18 protein-coding genes and 1 pseudogene are annotated in these 18,079 nt (G+C 65.4%); 7 read left to right on the top strand and 12 right to left on the bottom strand.

The features are described 5' to 3' along the window. Positions 1-6: 6 nt before the first annotated feature. Genes GOAMR_RS01850 through GOAMR_RS01840 form a run of 3 tightly spaced genes read left to right on the top strand, consistent with a single transcriptional unit; the run spans position 7 to position 3,254 of the window. Positions 7-894, top strand: coding sequence for a branched-chain amino acid ABC transporter permease (locus tag GOAMR_RS01850; protein WP_005182029.1), 888 nt, complete (start codon positions 7-9; stop codon positions 892-894). Then, a complete protein-coding gene (locus GOAMR_RS01845) occupies positions 894-1,910 on the top strand; it encodes a branched-chain amino acid ABC transporter permease (protein WP_005182027.1) in 1,017 nt (338 codons plus the stop codon). Before GOAMR_RS01850 ends, GOAMR_RS01845 begins: the two co-directional genes overlap by 1 nt. A 42-nt stretch (positions 1,911-1,952) precedes the next feature. Further along, positions 1,953-3,254: an ABC transporter substrate-binding protein gene (locus tag GOAMR_RS01840; protein WP_005182024.1), complete on the top strand. Its 1,302-nt coding sequence runs from the start codon at positions 1,953-1,955 to the stop codon at positions 3,252-3,254. Between the two features lie 55 nt (positions 3,255-3,309). On the opposite strand, the gene GOAMR_RS01835 is transcribed toward GOAMR_RS01840, so the two are convergent. The 11 genes from GOAMR_RS01835 to GOAMR_RS01780 all read right to left on the bottom strand — a co-directional run bounded on the left by GOAMR_RS01835 (position 3,310) and on the right by GOAMR_RS01780 (position 14,200). Then, positions 3,310-4,803, bottom strand: a complete 1,494-nt coding sequence (locus GOAMR_RS01835) for a ComEC/Rec2 family competence protein (protein WP_005182021.1) — start codon at positions 4,801-4,803, stop codon at positions 3,310-3,312. Next, a complete protein-coding gene (locus tag GOAMR_RS01830) occupies positions 4,800-5,876 on the bottom strand; it encodes a ComEA family DNA-binding protein (protein WP_083836803.1) in 1,077 nt (358 codons plus the stop codon). Before GOAMR_RS01830 ends, GOAMR_RS01835 begins: the two co-directional genes overlap by 4 nt. A 395-nt stretch (positions 5,877-6,271) precedes the next feature. Continuing rightward, the gene (locus tag GOAMR_RS01820) at positions 6,272-7,132 is read right to left on the bottom strand and encodes a DegV family protein (protein ID WP_005182015.1); all 861 of its coding nucleotides are present in this window, start codon (positions 7,130-7,132) and stop codon (positions 6,272-6,274) included. A gap of 5 nt (positions 7,133-7,137) precedes the next feature. Continuing rightward, positions 7,138-7,875: a diglucosylglycerate octanoyltransferase gene (gene octT / locus GOAMR_RS01815; protein WP_005182012.1), complete on the bottom strand. Its 738-nt coding sequence runs from the start codon at positions 7,873-7,875 to the stop codon at positions 7,138-7,140. Beyond that, complete coding sequence (locus GOAMR_RS01810) at positions 7,872-8,585, bottom strand: histidine phosphatase family protein (RefSeq protein WP_005182009.1); 714 nt, start codon at positions 8,583-8,585, stop codon at positions 7,872-7,874. The genes octT and GOAMR_RS01810 overlap by 4 nt, the downstream gene beginning before the upstream one ends. After that, positions 8,582-8,914: a ribosome silencing factor gene (rsfS, locus tag GOAMR_RS01805; RefSeq protein ID WP_373278752.1), complete on the bottom strand. Its 333-nt coding sequence runs from the start codon at positions 8,912-8,914 to the stop codon at positions 8,582-8,584. Before rsfS ends, GOAMR_RS01810 begins: the two co-directional genes overlap by 4 nt. A gap of 190 nt (positions 8,915-9,104) precedes the next feature. Then, positions 9,105-9,782, bottom strand: coding sequence for a nicotinate-nucleotide adenylyltransferase (nadD, locus tag GOAMR_RS01800; RefSeq protein WP_005182002.1), 678 nt, complete (start codon positions 9,780-9,782; stop codon positions 9,105-9,107). A 43-nt stretch (positions 9,783-9,825) separates the two neighbouring features. Then, positions 9,826-11,277, bottom strand: a complete 1,452-nt coding sequence (locus tag GOAMR_RS01795) for a vWA domain-containing protein (protein WP_005182000.1) — start codon at positions 11,275-11,277, stop codon at positions 9,826-9,828. Beyond that, complete coding sequence (locus tag GOAMR_RS01790) at positions 11,277-12,170, bottom strand: AAA family ATPase (RefSeq protein ID WP_005181998.1); 894 nt, start codon at positions 12,168-12,170, stop codon at positions 11,277-11,279. The genes GOAMR_RS01795 and GOAMR_RS01790 overlap by 1 nt, the downstream gene beginning before the upstream one ends. Further along, positions 12,167-13,438 (bottom strand): glutamate-5-semialdehyde dehydrogenase, encoded by a 1,272-nt coding sequence (locus GOAMR_RS01785; RefSeq protein ID WP_040514099.1) that lies wholly within the window; start codon positions 13,436-13,438, stop codon positions 12,167-12,169. Before GOAMR_RS01785 ends, GOAMR_RS01790 begins: the two co-directional genes overlap by 4 nt. Before the next feature lie 93 nt (positions 13,439-13,531). Then, positions 13,532-14,200 carry an HNH endonuclease family protein gene (locus tag GOAMR_RS01780; protein WP_005181995.1) on the bottom strand — a complete coding sequence of 223 codons (669 nt, stop codon included), beginning with the start codon at positions 14,198-14,200 and terminating at the stop codon, positions 13,532-13,534. A 339-nt stretch (positions 14,201-14,539) separates the two neighbouring features. On the opposite strand from GOAMR_RS01780, the gene GOAMR_RS01770 reads away from it, so the two are divergent. The 3 genes from GOAMR_RS01770 (at position 14,540) to GOAMR_RS25845 (ending at position 16,837) form a co-directional block, all read left to right on the top strand. Next, positions 14,540-14,923: a hypothetical protein gene (locus GOAMR_RS01770; RefSeq protein WP_005181991.1), complete on the top strand. Its 384-nt coding sequence runs from the start codon at positions 14,540-14,542 to the stop codon at positions 14,921-14,923. A 925-nt stretch (positions 14,924-15,848) separates the two neighbouring features. Further along, positions 15,849-16,199: a hypothetical protein gene (locus GOAMR_RS23945; protein WP_005181989.1), complete on the top strand. Its 351-nt coding sequence runs from the start codon at positions 15,849-15,851 to the stop codon at positions 16,197-16,199. Next, positions 16,196-16,837, top strand: coding sequence for a DUF3558 family protein (locus GOAMR_RS25845; RefSeq protein ID WP_373278750.1), 642 nt, complete (start codon positions 16,196-16,198; stop codon positions 16,835-16,837). Before GOAMR_RS23945 ends, GOAMR_RS25845 begins: the two co-directional genes overlap by 4 nt. A gap of 19 nt (positions 16,838-16,856) precedes the next feature. Here GOAMR_RS25845 and GOAMR_RS25425 read toward each other — a convergent pair. Next, positions 16,857-17,115, bottom strand: a pseudogene (locus GOAMR_RS25425) (ATP-dependent DNA helicase RecG); the annotation flags it as partial. A 322-nt stretch (positions 17,116-17,437) separates the two neighbouring features. Here GOAMR_RS25425 and GOAMR_RS23930 point away from each other — a divergent pair. Further along, a complete protein-coding gene (locus GOAMR_RS23930) occupies positions 17,438-17,788 on the top strand; it encodes a hypothetical protein (RefSeq protein WP_005181986.1) in 351 nt (116 codons plus the stop codon). The last annotated feature ends 291 nt before the right edge of the window (positions 17,789-18,079 follow it).

Genomic DNA, 18,079 nt, shown 5'->3' with positions numbered 1-18,079 from the left:
GATCTGATGGAACGTTTCATACTCTTCACCGTCAACGGCCTGGCATTCGGCGCGGTTTACGCGTCGGTGGCCATCGCCCTGGTGATCATTTTCCGCTCCACCCGATTGGTCAACTTCGCCCAGGGTGCCCAGGCCGCCGTGTCCGGGTACCTGGCGTACTTGGTGATCGACGGGACCGGATCGTACTGGCTCGGGTTCGTGGTGGCGCTGGTGAGCGGCATCATCTTGGGTGCACTGGTCCAGCAAACGGTCTTCCGCTACGCCGAAAAGCTGCCCGAACTGAGCAACGTCATCGTCGGTGTCGGTTTGCTGGTCTTCATCCAGGGCGCCTTAGGCCTGTTCTTTCCGCCGAAGTCCGGTGAGCAGCGCGTCATCCCCGAGGCGGTGGACACCAAGAAGTGGTACATCGGTGATATCCCCTTCGTCTCTCCGCAGGACCTGTTCGTCCTGGGCGGAGTGTGCGCGATGATGCTCGGCCTCGGTTTCGTCCTGACGAAGACGCCGATCGGTTTGCGCATGCGCGCTGCCGCCTTCGCACCGGATACGGCGCGGCTGATGGGCGTCAAGGTCAACAGGATGCTGACCCTGGGCTGGGCCATGGCCGGTTTCGCAGGCGCCCTGGCCGCGATGTTGGTCATCCCGACGTCGGCAGAACTCACCCCACAGGTGATGGACCCGATCTTTGTGCTCGGCTTTGCCGCCGCGGTGATCGGCGGTCTGGACAGTCTGGTCGGTGCAGTCGTGGGCGGTCTTGCCGCCGGCCTGGTTTCGGCCTACACGACCGGGTACATCAGCGCTGACCTCACGTACGTATCCGCTCTGGTTCTGCTCATGGTGATTCTGCTGGTCAAACCCGAGGGTCTGTTCCATGCGACCAAGGCGAGGAGGGTCTGATGTCCACCGTGCTCGACAAACTTCCCAAGAATACTTCACTCCGCCATGGCATTTGGGTGATCCTGTTCGTGGTGGTCGGCTTCACCGCCGTCTACTGGGTCAGTGAGTTCGACACCAGTTTGATCATCAATCTGTGTGTCTACATGTGTGCCGTCATGGGTTTGACGGTTCTGGTGGGCGGCAACGGCCAGATCTCGCTGGGCCATGCGGCACTGATGGCGACCGGTGCTTATACGGTCGCCAAGTTCGTCCCGACCCAGGCCGACAATATCCGCCAGGCATCGCTGGGCGTGATCATCGTCGGTCTGCTGCTGGCAGTCGTCGTGACCATGATCGTGGGCGTGGTCATCGGACTGGCCGCGTCGCGACTGCATGGTCCGTACTTGGCCGGCGCGACCTTGGCCCTGGGAGTGGCGCTGGCGGGAATCACCGTCTACTTCCACGACTTCCTCGGCGGCGAGCACGGCGTCGAGTCACCGAGCGTGGCCGTTCCCGCCGCGCTGTCGGATTCGGGGTGGACAAACCAGCGCTTCGTCGCCCTGATCGCGGTGATCGCGGCGGCCATAGTCCTGTTCTTCTTGGCGAATCTGAAGTACTCGGGCTTCGGACGGCAACTGGCAGCGGTCCGGGACAACGAGATCGCCGCGCAACTGTGTGGCGTGTCGGTCCGGCGTGAGAAGGTCAAGGCGTTCGTCTTGAGTTCGGCCACAGCCGGACTCGCCGGCGGCGTGCTGGCGTTGTCCATCGGCCGGGTCGAGCCGCTCTCCTTCTCGCTCGTCATGTCGCTCGCGGTCCTGGCGGCGGCGGTCATCGGCGGACTGGGGAGTCTGCGGGGTGCGATCTGGGGCACGATCATCGTCGTCACGCTCGACCGGGTCTTCAAGACCAACTTGGATCTGAACGACAACGCACCCGCGATGGCCTACGGCGCGCTGCTGATCGTCGTGATCTTGCTGGCCCCCGGTGGCATCCAGTCGCTGCTGGTCCAGTTGGGCCGGAAGATCTCTCGCTCGTGAACCCCTCGTCCACAAGTTCTTGCAACAACTAGGAGGAAATGCATGAAAAGCACCATCGGAAGGCCGCGCTGGCGGCGCAATGCCGTTGCTGCGATGACCGCGAGCCTGGCGCTGGTGGCGTCAGCCTGTGGTGGTCCCGGCGGTGGCGGATCAGGCGACGGCGACGCGACCGGTGTCACCGATGACACGATCAAGATCGGCTCGACGCAACCGCTGACCGGCCCGGCAGCTCCGGGCTACGCGCCGATCTCGAAGGCGATGAAGGCCTACTACTCCTACGTCAACGACAACGGCGGCGTCAACGGCCGCAAGATCGCGTTGACCGTCGAAGATGATGCCTACAACCCGGCCCAGACGCTGGAGAAGACCCGGAAGTTGGTCCAGCAGGACAAGGTCTTCGCGATGGTCGGCTCGCTCGGTACCGCCCCGCACTCGACCGTGCTGGATTTCCTGAACGAGAACAAGGTCCCGGACCTCATGGTCTCCTCGGGCAGTATGTCGTGGAACCAGCCCGAGAAGTACCCGTGGACCTTCGGTTGGCAGGTCGACTACTGGCGCGAGGGCAAGATCATGGCGAACTACGTCAAGGAGAACTTCGCGGGCAAGAAGTACTGCACCTTCGGCCAGAGTGACGACCTGGGTTCGGATGGCGCCGCCGGTGTCGAGTCGGTCCTGGGCAAGGGCGCTCTGAAGGTCAAGGAGCAGTACTCCGCGACCAACCAGAACGTCGCACCGCAGATCGGCAAGCTGCAGGCGGGTGGCTGTGAAGTCATCTTCAGCTTCGCGATCCCGGGCTTCACCTCGCTGGCTCTGGGCACCGCGGCCAAGCTGGGCTACAGCCCCCAGTGGGTCATGTCCTCGGTCGGTGCTGATCCGGTCGCGCTGAAGGGCTACCTGGGTGCCAATGCCGAGGCGCTCCTGAAGCCGACCATCGGTATCTCCTACATGCCGCTGCTCGATGATGACAACCCGTGGATCGACTTGTTCAAGGAGATTCACGAGAAGTACAACAAGGGGCAGGTGCTGGACATGACGACCCTGCACGGCTACATGATGTCGTACGCGGCTCTTCAGCCCATCGCTGCTGCGGGCAAGGATCTGACCCGTGAAGGCGTCATCGAAGCTCTGGAGAAGGGCATCGATCGCGGTCCGTCGAGCACACCGTTCGCCTACTCGAAGGACAATCACGCAGGTCAGACCGGTGCATTCATGACCAAGCTCGAGGGTCTGACGCCGGTGCGCATCACTCCGACGTACGTGACCGACGATTCTGACGGTCCGATCGAAAAATTCGAGGACGATCCGGAGCCGGTGAAGAACAAGGGGATTCCCACCGCCGACTGATTCCTGATGCACAACCAACTCAGCCCACGAGATGATTCTCGTGGGCTGAGTTGGTTCAGCGCCTCGCGGAGGTTCCGATACGCGCCCGTCGGCGCAAGCCCATTGCAAGCACAATCGTGGCGGCGGCGGCGAGGAGCGCGCCCGGAACACCGTCGGGGACGGGTATCGACGCCCAGGCCCAGCCGCCGAGGACGCCGGCGCAGGTGACCATCCACCACAGGGCGGGGCCGAGGATACGGGCGAGCAGTTCGGCGATGATCCAGCAGAATCCGCCGGGCCCGCCGATCGAACCGACCAGCGCCGCGGCGGTGCCGACGATGCTGATCGCCGCGACGACCGGTACCACCAATATATTGGCGACAATCGCGACGATGCTGAACCGGCCGCTGATCAGGGCGATGATCGGCGCGGTCACCAGTTGTGCCGCGATCGCCATCGCGAGGACCTCGGCGAGTCCCGTGGGAATTCGGTAGTCCCACAACCAGTCCCGGATCGCCGGTCCCCACAGCACGATTCCGGCGGTAGCGGCCACCGACAACGCGAAGCCGGGGGCGAGTGCGAGTTCGGGCCACCACAGCAGGCCGACGATCACCGCGGTACCGAGCGAGGGCAGTGCCTGCGCCTTGCGGCGGCTGAACATCGCGAAGAGTCCGACCGCCCCCATCAGCGCCGCCCGCAGCACGCTCGGCGACGGGCGGACCAGGATCACGAACCCGACGATCACCGCCAGCCCGAGGATCGGTAGATACCTTCGGGGACAACCCAGTAGCGCCAGAAGTGCCAGCACGGCACCGCAGACGATCGCGAAGTTGCTGCCGGATACCGCGGTGAGGTGGGCGAGTCCGGCATCCCGGAAGTCTTCGCGCACATTGTCATCGAGACCGGAGATATCACCGAGAACCAGGCCGGGCAGCAATCCGGACTCGGGAGAACCCAATGCTCGTGCGCTGACGGTGCGCAGCCGGTCCCGGATGTGCGCGGCCACGCGCTGATGTGCCGGTGGTGCGCCGACGAGAGTCGGTGTGCCGACGGCGGTCAGCGACGCGACCAGCATGGTGTGGTCGGGAGGTGGGCGGACCCGCACCAGGACGCGGACCCGCTGCCCCGGAACCAGCTGCGCCCATTCCGATGTCGACCCCACCAAGTGTGCCCCTGCCGCGCGCACCGCCCGCTCCCCGATCGCCACGACGTCGACGCGGACCCGAGACCGCCCCGACGCCGCGGGCCGCAGCGGCACCGGATCATCGACCACCCGCACCGTGACGGTGACCTTGCCACGGTCATCGTGAAGCGGAAACTGGTGGATCACCGCCACTCTGAACGACAGTGCGATTCCGGCCGTGGCCGCCATACCGAGCACCAGCACTGCAATACCCACGGAGCGCCACGACAGCAGCCGCAACCCCACGGCCCCCGAAACTCCCACCCCCGCAGCCACACACACGATGACGACAGTTCTGATCGCCGATGGTGCGAGCAAACCCACGATGGTGGTCGACCACACAGCCGCGGCGGGCACGACCAGTCGCAGGTCGCGCACCGACGTCACACGGTGACCTTGTCCCGCAGCTTTTCCAACCGGGCCGGGCCGATCCCGTCGACCTCGGTGAGCTGGTCGACGGAGGTGAACCGTCCGTTACGTTGCCGCCAGTCGAGGATCGACTTGGCGGTCACCGGCCCCACGCCGGGCAAGGTTTCGAGTTCGGTCTGCGACGCGGTGTTGAGGTTCACCGTGCCGGATCCGGCTGCCGGGGACTCACCATCCGGCGACGACGGTGCTGTCGGTTTACCCGCCGCGGGTGGCGCACCCGTGGAGCCGGGACCGACGACCGCACTGCGCATCGACAACTCACCGCTGCGGCCGGCATAACCGACAAGCACCTGGTCGCCGTCGCGCAATTGCTGGGCTAGGTTGAGCGACAACAGGTCCGCGTTCTTGCGCGCTCCCCCGGCCTGCTTGATGGCGTCTCCCACCCGGCTACCCGCCGGCAGCCTGATCAGACCCGGCCTGGCCACCAGCCCGACAACGCTCACCACCATCGAATCCGCCTGCGGTGCCGGCGTCTTCTGTTCCGATCTTGCCTTCTCCGGACTCTCGCCGGTGGTTGGTGCGTGGTCACCGACGGGAGCCTGTGCCCCGGTCGGTATCGTCGATGTGTTGGCCGCTGCCGGAAAGTCGACCACCGGTGCGGGACTGTCACCCTTCCACAGCGCGAAACCCGCTACCACGCAGGCGACGACGCCGACAAGGATCAGCGCGATCGCCGCCGGTGGTGCGACCGCGAACCGGGATCGGGGCCGACCACCCGAAGGCTCGTCGTCATCCCACTCCCAGTCCTCGTCCGGCGCGTCCCATCCGCCGCTCCCCCACTCATCGACACTGAGATCGCCTGCGCCCGAATCAACATCACCTCTATCACGCCCCCGTGACTCGGAATCCTGTACCGGTGGCGGTGCGGGCGGAGCCGGCGGCGCACCCGACAGCCACGCGGGCACACCGACGGCGTCCCAGCCACCGCCGGCCGCCCGCCCGGCGTTCCGATCACCGGCCCCTTCCCCCGCAACCGGCCTTTCGCGCGATCCTGTGGTCGATTGATCATCCTCGGACACAACATCATCCATCCCGACGAGAATGTCCGGGTCAGTGCCGTCGCCCGCTGCCGGTTTACTCGGCGGTGCCGGCAAGCGGACGATCGGTGCCGGTCCCGCGGATGGGTCAGAGATGTTCACCGGCGCGAGTGAGGGAGGCTCCGGCACCACATCGCCACGTACCGGGGCCGGCGGCGCGGTACGCAACCGATCGAGCGGACTCGTCTGCGAGGAACCCCCGCGCGATCCGCGCGGCCGTTCACCGGTGGAGGTGCGGGACGACTGGTCGCCGGTCGTGGAAGCCATGCACCGACCCTAAGGCCGGAAACTCGCTACGGACAGACGAAAGTGCTTACCACACAATATCTGTGGATAGATCCCCGATGGGCGACACCCTGAGGATGACGCACTTGACAGGCGTCGGCAGCTCAGTTCCCGGGAATGCCCTCGATCGGGTCGAGGTGGGTGCCGATGACAACACCGACGGCACCGGGTCCGACGTGGCAGCCGAGGACGGGCGAGATCTCGACGATTATCGACGAGGTGAGCACCTTGAGTCGCTTGCGCAGGTCGTCGGCCACCTCGGCGGCCAATTCCGGTGCCTCGCAATGCTGTACACCGAGCGTGACGGCGCGCCCGCCGGCCGATTCGAGGGCTCCGTCCTTCAACTTGGCGATGGCTTTGGAGAAGGTGCGGTGCCGTTCTTTCAGCGTCATGGTGCCGTCGACCATGTGCAAGATCGGCTTGATCGACAGAGCCGAGCCGAGCATCTTGCCTGCCGCACTGATGCGGCCACTGGCACGCAGGTTGTCGAGAGTGGACACGCAGAACATCGAGTCGAGTGTCGCCGCCTGCCGGATCGCGGCCTCGTACACGCGGTCCCGGTCGGCACCGTCGGCCGCGGCCTGGGCGGCGGCGATCGCCGCGAACCCGACGGCCAGACCCACTGAACGGGAGTCGACGACGCGCACCCGGCCGGAGAACTTCTCCGCCGCCAGCCGGGCCGCGCCCCAGGTGCCCGACAGCTTCCGTGAGATGTGTACGGCCACCACGCCGGCGCCGTCGCTGGCCGCCACCGCCTCCTCGAACGCCTCGCCGAGTTCGTGCGGGTTGGCGCCGGAGGTGTTCACGCCGGGGGTCGTCACGAGATTCTCGGGCACCTCGTCGACACCGTCGCGATAGTCGACGCCGTCGGCGCTCAGGTGCAGCGGGACGGTCCGGATCGCGTAATGCCCGGCCACCGACAGTGGCAGGCAGGACGAGGAGTCGGTGACGACGACAACAGGCACGGCGTCTACGTTAGCCCGTCGGTACCGGCGGCCGGCACGCCCAGTGCGTCACGCACGACCGGGGTGACCAGCGCGGCGATGTCGCGATGGCATTGCAGCCCCCAGTGGATGCCGTCCGGGTTCATCTGCTGATCCGGGTCGGCGAACGCGTCCCGCGTCGTCGGATAGAAATCTACGGTCGGAAATGATTGCGCCCGAGCGTAATCGGCAATCGCACCCGTGGTCTCCAACCGGCCCTTGTGCACGAATCCGTAGTAGGGGCTCGCATGGGTCGGCGGCAGGCACACCACGATCGGCAGGTCCGGCCGCAACTGCTTGATCGATGACCCGATCTTGTCCCAGTATTCGGCGGTCACCGACCCCGGAAGGGCCAGCGGCTTACCGAGTTTCGACGCGCGCGGCTGCACCCACTGGTAGCCGTCGCGCACCGTCTGCCGCAGCCAGTTGGGCCGGATGTAGCGGATCTGCTCACGGAACGCCGTCGGCAGCGGCGACGGCAGCGAATCCATGCCGCCGAACGCCATCACGACCACCTCCGCGTCGGGGATGGCCGCCCAGATGTTGGGGTCCTGGGTCAGTGCCCACCACACGTCGCGACTGGTCCAGCCGATCCGGCCGAACAGCTTGAGTTCGCGGTCGCAGTCGCGGGCCACGATCGACGGCCAGATTCCCGGGTCATTGGCTGCCAGACCGCCTTTCGGTCCGAAAAAGGCCAGCGAATCCGACAGGACGACGATGCTCATTGCACTCCCGGGTCGGCGTCCTCGGCAGACGCATTCCACACGTCCAGACGCCACCTCGGCGCCTCACCCGGCACCCCGTGGCCGGACAACTGCACCCAGCTGGTGTTCGCCAGACCCCCGAACACCGGCCACGACCCGATCGGCAGATCGAGCAGCGCGGCGGTCATCGCGGCGATCACCCCACCGTGTGCGACGAGCACCACCGGGGCGTCCGGGTTGTCCCCGGTGCCCCACTGCGGCAGCGCCGCGACCAGTTCGGTGACCACCGGCACCGCGCGGTTGGCCACATCCACCCGCGTCTCGCCTTCGGGCGGCCCCCACGTGGCGTCGTCGCGCCAGATGCGCCGGGCACCCGGGGCGATCTCGTCGACCTCGTAGTGGGTCATGCCCTGCCACTGTCCGAGATGCGTCTCCCGCAGCCGGATGTCGGTGGTCACCTCCAGGCCCGACTCCTGTCCCAGCGCCAGGGCGGTGTAGTGGGCGCGCCGCAGGTCCGACGACCGGATCAGCAGCGGTGACCGCTTGGCCAGCACCGTCGCGGCGGCGGCGGCCTGCCGCACACCGAGCTCGGACAGATCGGTGTCGAGCTGCCCTTGCATCCGGCTGCCCGCGTTGTACTCGGTCTGCCCGTGCCGCAGCAGCAGCAGCCGGCGCGCGATCGGTGTCAGGCGTTCGACTGAGGTGTCATGGGAGTCCGGTCCGCCGCTCATAGACCCTCAATCTCGATGACCGGGCAGTCCTTCCACATCCGGTCCAGGGCGTAGAGGGTGCGTTCCTCCGCATGCTGGATGTGGACGACGATGTCGACGTAATCGAGCAGCACCCACCGTCCCTCACGGGTGCCCTCCCGGCGGGCCGGTTTGTGCCCGGCCTCGCGCAGCTTGTCCTCCACCTCGTCGACGATCGCGTTGACCTGCCGCTCGTTGTCGGCGGAGGCGATCACGAACAGGTCGGTGATCACCAGTTGCTCGGACACGTCGATGACGGTGATGTCGTGTCCCAGTTTGTCGGCGGCCGCTAGGGCGGCGACCTCGGCCATTTTCAGGGATTCAGGCGCGGCGCTCAATGGCGTCCCCTCTCACTGTTTGATCGAATTCGTCCCACCGCCGGTTGAGGTGCGAGGAGCGCTAGCGACGAGCCTCGAAACCTCGTGAGATGACATTGTCCGCTCACGAGGTTTCGAGGCTCGGTCGCCGGGCGACCTCGCACCTCAACCGGCGGAGTGGGAGTCATGGTGCGCTCACCCCGCGGGAGGCGCGCGCACGGTAGAGGCGCCGTTTGGCGATGTACTGCACCACGCCGTCGGGCACGAGGTACCAGACTGGCCGGCCGGTGGCGGCGCGTTCGCGGCAGTCGGTCGACGAGATCGCCAGCGCCGGGATCTCCAGGGTTTGCAGGGTGTCGGCGGGCAGCTTCGCCAGGTGGTCGGCGAGGTGCTCGGCATGCAGTTCGTAGCCGGGCCTGCTGACACCGACGAATTTGGCGAGGGCGAACAACTCCTCCCAGTGCTGCCACGACAGGATCGATTCGAGCGCGTCGGCGCCGGTGATGAAGTATAACTGCGCGTCGGGCAGGATCGCCCGCAGATCGCGCAGGGTGTCGACGGTGTAGGTGGCGCCCTCGCGTTCGATGTCGACGCGGCTGACACTGAACCGCGGGTTGGACGCGGTCGCGATGACCGTCATCAGGTAGCGGTCCTCGGCGGGGCTCACCGACCGGGGCGCGGTGCCGCTGGCCTCGGTGCCAGACATCTTCTGCCACGGCTGCCCGGTGGGCACGAAGATGACCTCGTCGAGTTTGCACCGGTAGGCCACCTCGCTGGCCGCGACCAGGTGCCCGTTGTGGATGGGGTCGAAGGTTCCGCCCATCACACCGATACGGCGCACGCGGGGGCGGTCGGAGGACATGAAGGGTGAGTCTACCGGTGCCAAGTACCAGGACTGCCGGAGCCTAGACCGGGAGCAGGTCGGCGATGACCTCGCCGAGCTGGGTGACGTTGCGGCATTCGTACATCTGGATCACCTGCGCGTACTGCGGTGCCGCAGAGTCGCCGGTCCCCCACACCGATTCGGCCTCCGGGTTGAGCCAGTACGAGTTGCGGACCCGGTCGACGAGTTCGCTGAGGGCGTCGATGCGGGCGTCGTGGTAGTTGTTGCGGGCATCGCCGAGGATCAGCAGCGCACCCCGGTGGGTCAGGGATTCGGCGTATTCGGCGGCGAATCCGCGCAGCATGTTGCCGTAGTCCGAGTGCCCGTCGAGGGTGGAGATGCGGGCCTCGGAGATCATCTGGTGCATGGCGGCACCGAAGTCGCCGTCGTCGGTGTGTCTGTCGAAGTACTCGGTGACCTCGTCGACGGTGTCGACGAAAGCGAACACCCGCACCTTCGAGAACTGTTGCCGCAGAGCATAAACCAGCCGCAGGGTGAACTGTGAGAAACCGGCGACCGAGCCGGACACATCACAGATGATCACCAGCTCGGGGCGGTGCGGCCGCGGTTTGCGGTGGATCAGGTCGATGGGCACCCCGCCCGTGGACATCGATGCCCGCAGCGTCTTACGCACATCCACCTGCCCGCGATGCGAGCGGCGCCGGCGGATCTCGAGTTTGGCCGCGAGCAGCCGGGCCAGCGGTTCGATGGTGCGCCGGATCTGCGCCTGCTCCCGTGCCCCTGCCGACAGGAAGTTGATGTTCTCCGGCAGGTTCGGTACCGCGTAGTCGGCGACGGTGTCGCGGCCGTTGCGCATCGCCATCCGCCGCTGGGTTTCCGATTCGATGGCCGCCCGCAGTCCGCCCGCACGCGCCCGGGCGGCGGCCCGGTAGCGTTCGGCGGTCCCGGCGCGGCCCGCGCTGCCGTCGTTGCCGGAGTCCATCGCGGCGGCGATCTTGGCGATGAGGGTTTGCGGACTCACCACCGACATCGCCTGATATGCCGAGAACGCCTCCCCGCGGGTCGACTCGTACCGGCCGAGCTGGTCGACGATCTGTGCCACCAGCTCGGCGAGCCGACCGTCCCGTTCGGCGTCGTCGTCGGCGAGCAGGTCGGCGATCATGTCTCGCGTCGCCTCCACGTCGATCTCGCCCTCGACGTTGTGAGGCAGCTCGAACGTGGTGGTCCGCACACCCGGTGCGGGCGGAAACCACAGGTCGAAGAGCTTGTCGAAGACGATGCGGTGGTTCTGCTCGGTCAGCAGCGTCGCCGCCAGACCCTCCCGCAGGCTGGTGCGGTCGAGCAGGTCGAGCACCGACATGGCTCGGCCGGCGTCGATCAGTGCCGACGGGTTGACCGGCATGCCCTTCCCGCGCAGGGCTTCGACAAACCCGGTGAGCTGACCCACCAGGGGCACGTCGTCGAGCGGGGTGGGCGCAACTCTGCCTTCAAGGGAGGTCTCGCGACGGGCCATCAGCCGAGTTTGAGTTCTTTGATCGCCGTCTTCAGGTCGGGGCGGTGTTTGAGCACCACTCCGAGCGTGCGGGCGATCAGTCCGTCGTCGAGGGTGGCGCGGCGACCGGACACGTCGTCGCCGGCGCCGAGCGCGAGCAGCGTGTTGGCCCAGTCGATGGTCTCGGCGACCGACGGCTTCTTACGGATGTCGAGAGTCCGCAGCACCCCGATGATCCGCACGATCTCCGCCGACAACGCGTCGCCGAGTCCGGGTACCCGCGACGACAGGATCTCCCGTTCGCGGTGCGCGTCGGGAAAGTCGATGTACAGGTACAGGCAGCGCCGCTTGAGCGCCTCGGACAGTTCGCGGGTGGCGTTGGAGGTGAGCAGCACGATCGGCCGGCGGGTGGCGGCGACGGTGCCCATCTCGGGGATGGTGACGGCGAAGTCGCTGAGCACCTCCAGCAGCAGACCTTCCATGTCGACGTCGGCCTTGTCGACCTCGTCGATCAGCAGCACCGTCGGTTCGTCACGGGAGATGGCTCGCAGCAGCGGCCGTGGCAGCAGGAACTCGTCGGAGAAGATGTCGCTCTTGGCCTCGTCCCACGAGCGGGTACCGGTCGCCTGGATAGCGAGGATCTGTTTGGCGTGATTCCACTCGTAGAGGGCACGGGCCTCGTCGATGCCCTCGTAGCACTGCAGCCGGATCAGTTCGGCCCCGGTCGCCGTGGCCAGCGCCCGGGCGAGTTCGGTCTTGCCCACACCTGCCGGCCCCTCGACGAGCAGCGGTTTGCCGAGCCGGTCGGCGAGGAACGCGCTGGTGGCGGTGGCGTCGTCGGCGAGGTAACCGGTCTGCCGCAGCCGGGAGACCACCTCGGGGACGCCGCTGAACGACGGAACGATCGCGCTCATGCCGGACGCACGTGGCCGTCGCCCCACACCAGCCATTTGGTGGAGGTCAGTTCGGGCAGGCCCATCGGTCCGCGGGCATGCAGTTTCTGCGTCGAGATGCCGATCTCGGCGCCGAATCCGAACTGCTCGCCGTCGGTGAACGCGGTGGAAGCGTTCACCATCACGGCCGCGGCGTCGACGCGGGTGGTGAACTCACGGGCAGCGGCGAGGTCGGTGGTGATGATGGCCTCGGTGTGTCCGGTGCCGTAGGTGTCGATGTGTGCGACGGCGGCGTCGAGGTCGTCGACGACCTTCATCGCGATATCCAGCGACAGGTACTCGGCGTTCCAGTCATCCTCGGTGGCCGGGACCATGCCGGGTTCGTCGCCGTGGATTGTGACGCCCTGCATCTGCAGCGCCTGCGAGATCTGCGGCAGTGCGTCGGCGGCCACGGCCTTGTCGATGAGGACGGTCTCGGCGGTGTTGCACACGCTCGGCCGGCGGGTCTTGGAGTTGAGCACCACGCGGGTGGCCACGTCGATGTCGGCGAGGGCGTGCACGTAGACGTGGCAGTTGCCGGTGCCGGTCTCGATGGTGGGCACGGTGGCGTTGGAGACGACGGCGTTGATCAGGCCGGCGCCGCCGCGCGGGATGACCACGTCGACGAGGCCGCGGGCCCGGATGAGTGCGGTGACGCTGGCGCGGTCCTCGCTGGGCAGCAGCGACACGGCGTCGGCGCTGACGCCCTTGGCGACCAGGACCTCGCGCAGGATGCGGACGAGTTCGGCGTTGGAGCTCGCCGCAGAGGACGATCCGCGCAGCAGCACGGCGTTGCCGGATTTGAAGGCGATGCCGAACGCGTCAACGGTGACGTTGGGGCGGGCCTCGTAGACGATGCCGACGACGCCGAGCGGCACCCGCACCTGCCGCAGTTCGAGCCCGTTGGGCAGGGTCTTGCCGGAGACGACCTCCCCGATCGGGTCGGCGAGGGCAGCCACCTGACGCAGGCCGTCGGCGATCCCGTGCACGCGGGCCTCGGTGAGCCGGAGCCGGTCGATGAGGCCGGCCTCGGTGCCACTGGCTTCGGCGCGGTCGACGTCGGAGGTGTTGGCGGCCAGGATCGATTCGGCATTCGCCTCGATGGCCTCGGCTGCGGCGAGGAGCACCTCGTTCTTGGTGGCGGTGGTGAGTCCGTTGAGGCTGCGCGAGGCGGCCTTGGCGGCGGTCGCCAGCGACAACACCGCGCTCTCGATATCGGTCCCGACCGATTCGGCGGTGGGTGCGCTCATGAATCCTCGCTTGACGTCGGCAATCAGTTCGGTCACCAGGGTAACGGAGGAGGGTTGTCGATCCTTCCGAGGCTCATTTCCGTCCGGTCCGGCTCAGCAGTCTTCCAATACCTCGGCGAGGGCCTGGGCTGACGGTTTGTCGAGTGTCAGGCCGTAGGCGCCGGTGACGGCGACGAACTGCACCGAGTACTGACACCGGAACCGCTTGAGCGGCGGCATCCAGCGCGCCGGCTCGGCATCGCTCTTGTCCTGATTGGAGCGGGCATCAACCGCAACCAGATTCGCCGGGTCGTTGGCGAATGCGTATCGCCGCGACGCCGGCCACGAACTCGCACCCATCGACCAGGCGAAGGCAAGAGGAACAATGTGGTCGATCTGCACCGCCGATGCCGCCCGCTCCCGCGAAAACACAATGAACTCACCGGTATACGGACTCCGGAACTCCCCCGACATCACCGCCCGCGCACATTTCGACGTGATGCCGGTGGTGATGTCGGACAGGTCGCGGGCGAGGATGTCGTTCCGGGTGTCGCAGCCGTTCCCGCCGCCGGTGACGCTCACCGCGTCGGTCCATGCCGCGCCGAACTGCGCGCGTTCGTAGGTGCCGTCAGCACCGGGCCGGCTGTCGGTGAGCGGAATCCGGGACAGCGTCGCGGCGGCCCGATGCGCGGCCTCCCGCAGCGCCGGATCGATGTCTGCGGCACTGACCGACAGCACCGCCCCGATCGCGACGGTCACCGCGGTCACCGCCGCCGCCCACACGGCCAGCCACCGCCGCAGCGGCCACGGCGACGACGACACCCGGCGTCGCAGTCGCCGGTAGTGCAGCCCAATTACGGATTGCCGCGCACAACGGCAGGTACGGCAATGGTTCTCCGATCGCGAAACATCCCGCATCACAACGACCTTCGTCAGCGCCGGGTGTCGCCACCGGAATCGGAATCGCCCTCCCGCTCAGCATCTTCCGAGTCCCCCGGATCCCAGTCACCGAGCACCGGCGGCGCCACCAGAGGCAACGACCCGACCAATTCCTCCCCGTTCCCCCGCGTCCGCAGATAGCTCGCCACGGTGTGACCGCCACCACCGTCACGGGAACCGGAGGTGCGGGAACCCGGCGGCACCGCCCCACCGCCCATCGTCCGGGCAGCCGACGTACCCGGCACCGCCGACGTCGTCGACGTACCCGACGTCGTACCCAGCGGCGCCACACCCCGTGGCGACAGCACCGACCGCGGCCCACCTGTCGTGATCGGCACCGACCCCGATCGCGGCACCGAACCCGGAGACCCCGGAGTCCCGGTGGGAGTGTTCAACCCCGGCAACGACAGTGGCGACGACAGATTCAGACTCCGGTTCCCCGGCCCCGCCGGTGTCGGTCCCGAAGTGTTCGGACCCGAGCCGTTCGGAGCGTTCGTGGTCGGCACAGTTGTGTCCCGGGTGGGTGTCACCGTGGGATCATCACGGTTGCTATCCACGGTATCCTGAGTCGATATATCCGTATCTTCTTGCCGGGTAACTGTATTTGGTATATCGCCGATCGACTTGGACGATTGAGTAGACGACTTGGTCGTGTCCGCCGCCGTCGACGTCCCTGGCTGTCGGACCGTGTTGTTGTCCTGCCGCGTCGACACCGGCACGGTTCCATTGTTGGTCGAGACCGTTTGCGTCACAGGCGATACCCCCACGGGACGGTTGGCGGTGGTCGGAACTATACCCGACAGTTCGTTGCTGCCGGACGTTGAGTTTGCAGCATCTGCGGTAGTAGTCAACGACAACAACGAGGCCATTCGATCGTCAGCGTCACCCAGATCATTCGTCGCCGCCACCTGAATGCCCGTAATGGGATGGGTATACGTCGAATTCATCAGATCCTGAACGTAAGAACGTATGACTACCGACTGCACACGACCCGACACCGTGCCCGCATACTCTCGCAGTTTTTCAAGCTCGGCTTCTCGCCCGGTTGTCGCATCGATGACCTCATGCGCCGTACTCATCGAGTGGTGCCCCACCGAAACTCTTTCTGTCCGGACATTCACAGTCCAGCCCAGTCGATCCCCCGCATCACGGCACGCCGACGCACCGAGGCCTTTCGCCCCCGTATCCCTGAAATCAGCTATCAGCACATTCCCAATCCGCAGGGCCTCTGATATGGCCGTTCCCAATGCCTGCACATCACCAGAGGCGTCCCCACCATTCATCGACCGGACGATCACCAGCACCTCACCCATGCTCATCGAGCCCCACGGACTCCCCGCCATGGCTACCCCCGAATTTTGTTCACAACCCTCACACGCTCTGGACAGCAGGGACTCTACCGTGTTGACTGTGACGAGTTAAGCAATCCATCAACAGGTTTCATATCGCGAAGGTTGTTCAACACCACAACACACACAACACAGGGGGAAGCATGGCAGGCGATAACGAACCGCAAGGCCAGCACTACAACTTCGACACCGGCGACCTCGTTGAGTCCAGCGAGACCTGGTGGAAGGCGCGAGCCAAGACAGCAATAGCTGCAGCAGACGAGTTGGAAGCGCTTGCCAGCCGCGTCGACAATCTGTTCACCGCAAACTACTGGGGAGACTGCATTGAAGGGAGAACAACTCACCAACTGTTCCGCGAAGTTGTCGACACTTGGGTCGCCAACTTGAAGGAACAGGCAATTTCTGCACGGAACCTCTCAACCGCATGCATTGATGCAACCCGCACGATCACTTCCGCTGATAACAATGCAGCACAATCGGTCGCGTCTACGTGATACGTCGTCAACGTAGTCGAGTGGTATCGACTTTCAGTGTCTATTGTTCGATTCTTTGTGCCAGTGGACTGTGCGCGGTAGCTGCCTGCACGACGGATGGCCAACCACAATCGACGGTTGAAAACCCAACGGCGATACGCCAGGCCGATGACCAAGGTCGCAAGTTACCGTTTAAGACCCTGTTTCCGAACCGATGGTCCAAAAACAACAACGGAACCAGCTACGAGCCCTGCACGGCGCTCACAAACGACGATCTCGCTTCCGTTGGTGTCGACCCATCATCAGCCGAGGATGTCGCTCTGGCGGATCATCAGACCGCACGTGGATGCCTCTGGAGGTATGTGGGAAATAACATGGGCCGCATAAGCCAAGCCACCGGAAACAGGCCTTCGTTTGAGGAGAACATTCGTGATCGCGGGTGGTACAAGATCTCATACAACCTAACCGTTGGTGATCGGTTAGTCCTCGTTAACTCACGTGACCGCTTCACATGTATGACGACCGTGAAGTCCGCGCACTCCCCGGTACACACGACCGTGATTCAAACCTCTCACCCACCTGAGACTTCCAAGCTGTGCGCACGGGCGATAAGTTTCACGAAACTCACCATCCCGGAAATGCCGTTACCAATCCCTTAGCCTCGCGGCGCACCCCAGACTACGACTTGTCGAGGTAGGCGACCTTCTGGGGGGCAGGATGCCGTCGACCAGGTCAGCGAGGGTGCGATGGTCGGCCAGTGGAAGATCCACGGACACAACCTCTTCGGCGATCTCGCGGGCGTCGGCGATTACGTCGGGTCGTCGAGCAGTGACAGGAAGTGCAGGGAGCACTTGCCACCGGATTACAGCGAGCCGAGCACGTCACTCTCGCGGCGTTGCTGGAGGTCGATGCGGGCGAGTTCGAATCCGTCGACTGAAATCGACCGTCGGAAGAACCCCCAGCCGCTACCGTGGATATCGCGGTACCGAGCGCCGCGACTTTGCCGGAGTCCTCCCCGCCACTCATCGACCGGACAACCACAAGTTGGTCGAGCTAGTGACCGTTGGCTGGGATGGCACCTAACCGAAACTCATCGACGCCCGCGGACTCCACGGCCACCCCCAGATCTGTTCACAACCCTCACACGTGCTCTGGACAGCAGGGACTCTACTGTGTTGACTGTGACGAGTTAGGTAATCCGTCAACAGGGTTTCGCTTCGCGAAGATTATTCGACGCGCGACACAACACAGGGGGAAACATGACAGGCGACGACGAACCGTTGGGGCAGCACTACAACTTCGACACCGGTGACCTGCTGGAATCCACCGAGGGATGGTGGAGGGCGCGAGGTAAGTCAGCCGACGAAGCATCTGAACAGTTGGAAATGCTGGCGCGGCAGGCGGATCGTCCGTTCTCGACAAACTATTGGGGCGAGTGCACAGAAGGGCATACCACTCATGATTTGTTCCGAGGCGTTATCGACACCTGGGTAGCAGATCTCCGCGAACAAGCAGCATCGGCACGAAACCTCTCCAGTGCATGCTTCGGCGCAGCCCGCACGATCGCGAATGCCGACCAGGATTCGGCTGATGACATCGCGCCATTGTGATCACATTCCGGCTATCGATGGCACACAATTCACACCACCTCACATCGCCGATTCCTTGGTGGACAGGTTACGTTGCAGCATCGATTCTGGTATTAACGGCATGTTCCTCCACACCTGCAGCCCACTTTTCTGGAACGGGTTCAACTTTGATGCCACCATCGAGCACCATCCGCCAAACCGACAGTCTTGGGAAGGCATTACCATTCATCACAGCCTTCCCTGATCGATGGTCTGCAAACAACGATGGAACTACCTACGAACCGTGTACGTCGCTGTCCAGCAGCGAACTCG

The organism is Gordonia amarae NBRC 15530, from assembly GCF_000241345.1.
GTDB lineage: Bacteria > Actinomycetota > Actinomycetes > Mycobacteriales > Mycobacteriaceae > Gordonia > Gordonia amarae.
The sequence above is the reverse complement of the archived record's forward strand: the minus strand, read 5'-3'. Positions and strand labels throughout refer to the sequence as shown.

Excerpts from the sequence above, each read along its gene's own strand:
- nadD (WP_005182002.1), bottom strand. The coding sequence starts at position 9,782 with ATGTCCTCCGACCGCCCCCGCGTGCGCCGTATCGGTGTGATGGGCGGA.
- GOAMR_RS01830 (WP_083836803.1), bottom strand. The coding sequence starts at position 5,876 with ATGGATGATGTTGTGTCCGAGGATGATCAATCGACCACAGGATCGCGC.
- GOAMR_RS01810 (WP_005182009.1), bottom strand. The coding sequence starts at position 8,585 with ATGAGCGGCGGACCGGACTCCCATGACACCTCAGTCGAACGCCTGACA.
- GOAMR_RS01795 (WP_005182000.1), bottom strand. The coding sequence starts at position 11,277 with ATGGCCCGTCGCGAGACCTCCCTTGAAGGCAGAGTTGCGCCCACCCCG.
- GOAMR_RS01840 (WP_005182024.1), top strand. The coding sequence starts at position 1,953 with ATGAAAAGCACCATCGGAAGGCCGCGCTGGCGGCGCAATGCCGTTGCT.
- GOAMR_RS01850 (WP_005182029.1), top strand. The coding sequence starts at position 7 with ATGGAACGTTTCATACTCTTCACCGTCAACGGCCTGGCATTCGGCGCG.
- rsfS (WP_373278752.1), bottom strand. The coding sequence starts at position 8,914 with ATGGCCGAGGTCGCCGCCCTAGCGGCCGCCGACAAACTGGGACACGAC.
- GOAMR_RS23945 (WP_005181989.1), top strand. The coding sequence starts at position 15,849 with ATGGCAGGCGATAACGAACCGCAAGGCCAGCACTACAACTTCGACACC.
- GOAMR_RS01845 (WP_005182027.1), top strand. The coding sequence starts at position 894 with ATGTCCACCGTGCTCGACAAACTTCCCAAGAATACTTCACTCCGCCAT.
- GOAMR_RS01790 (WP_005181998.1), bottom strand. The coding sequence starts at position 12,170 with ATGAGCGCGATCGTTCCGTCGTTCAGCGGCGTCCCCGAGGTGGTCTCC.
- octT (WP_005182012.1), bottom strand. The coding sequence starts at position 7,875 with ATGAGCATCGTCGTCCTGTCGGATTCGCTGGCCTTTTTCGGACCGAAA.
- GOAMR_RS23930 (WP_005181986.1), top strand. The coding sequence starts at position 17,438 with ATGACAGGCGACGACGAACCGTTGGGGCAGCACTACAACTTCGACACC.
- GOAMR_RS01785 (WP_040514099.1), bottom strand. The coding sequence starts at position 13,438 with ATGAGCGCACCCACCGCCGAATCGGTCGGGACCGATATCGAGAGCGCG.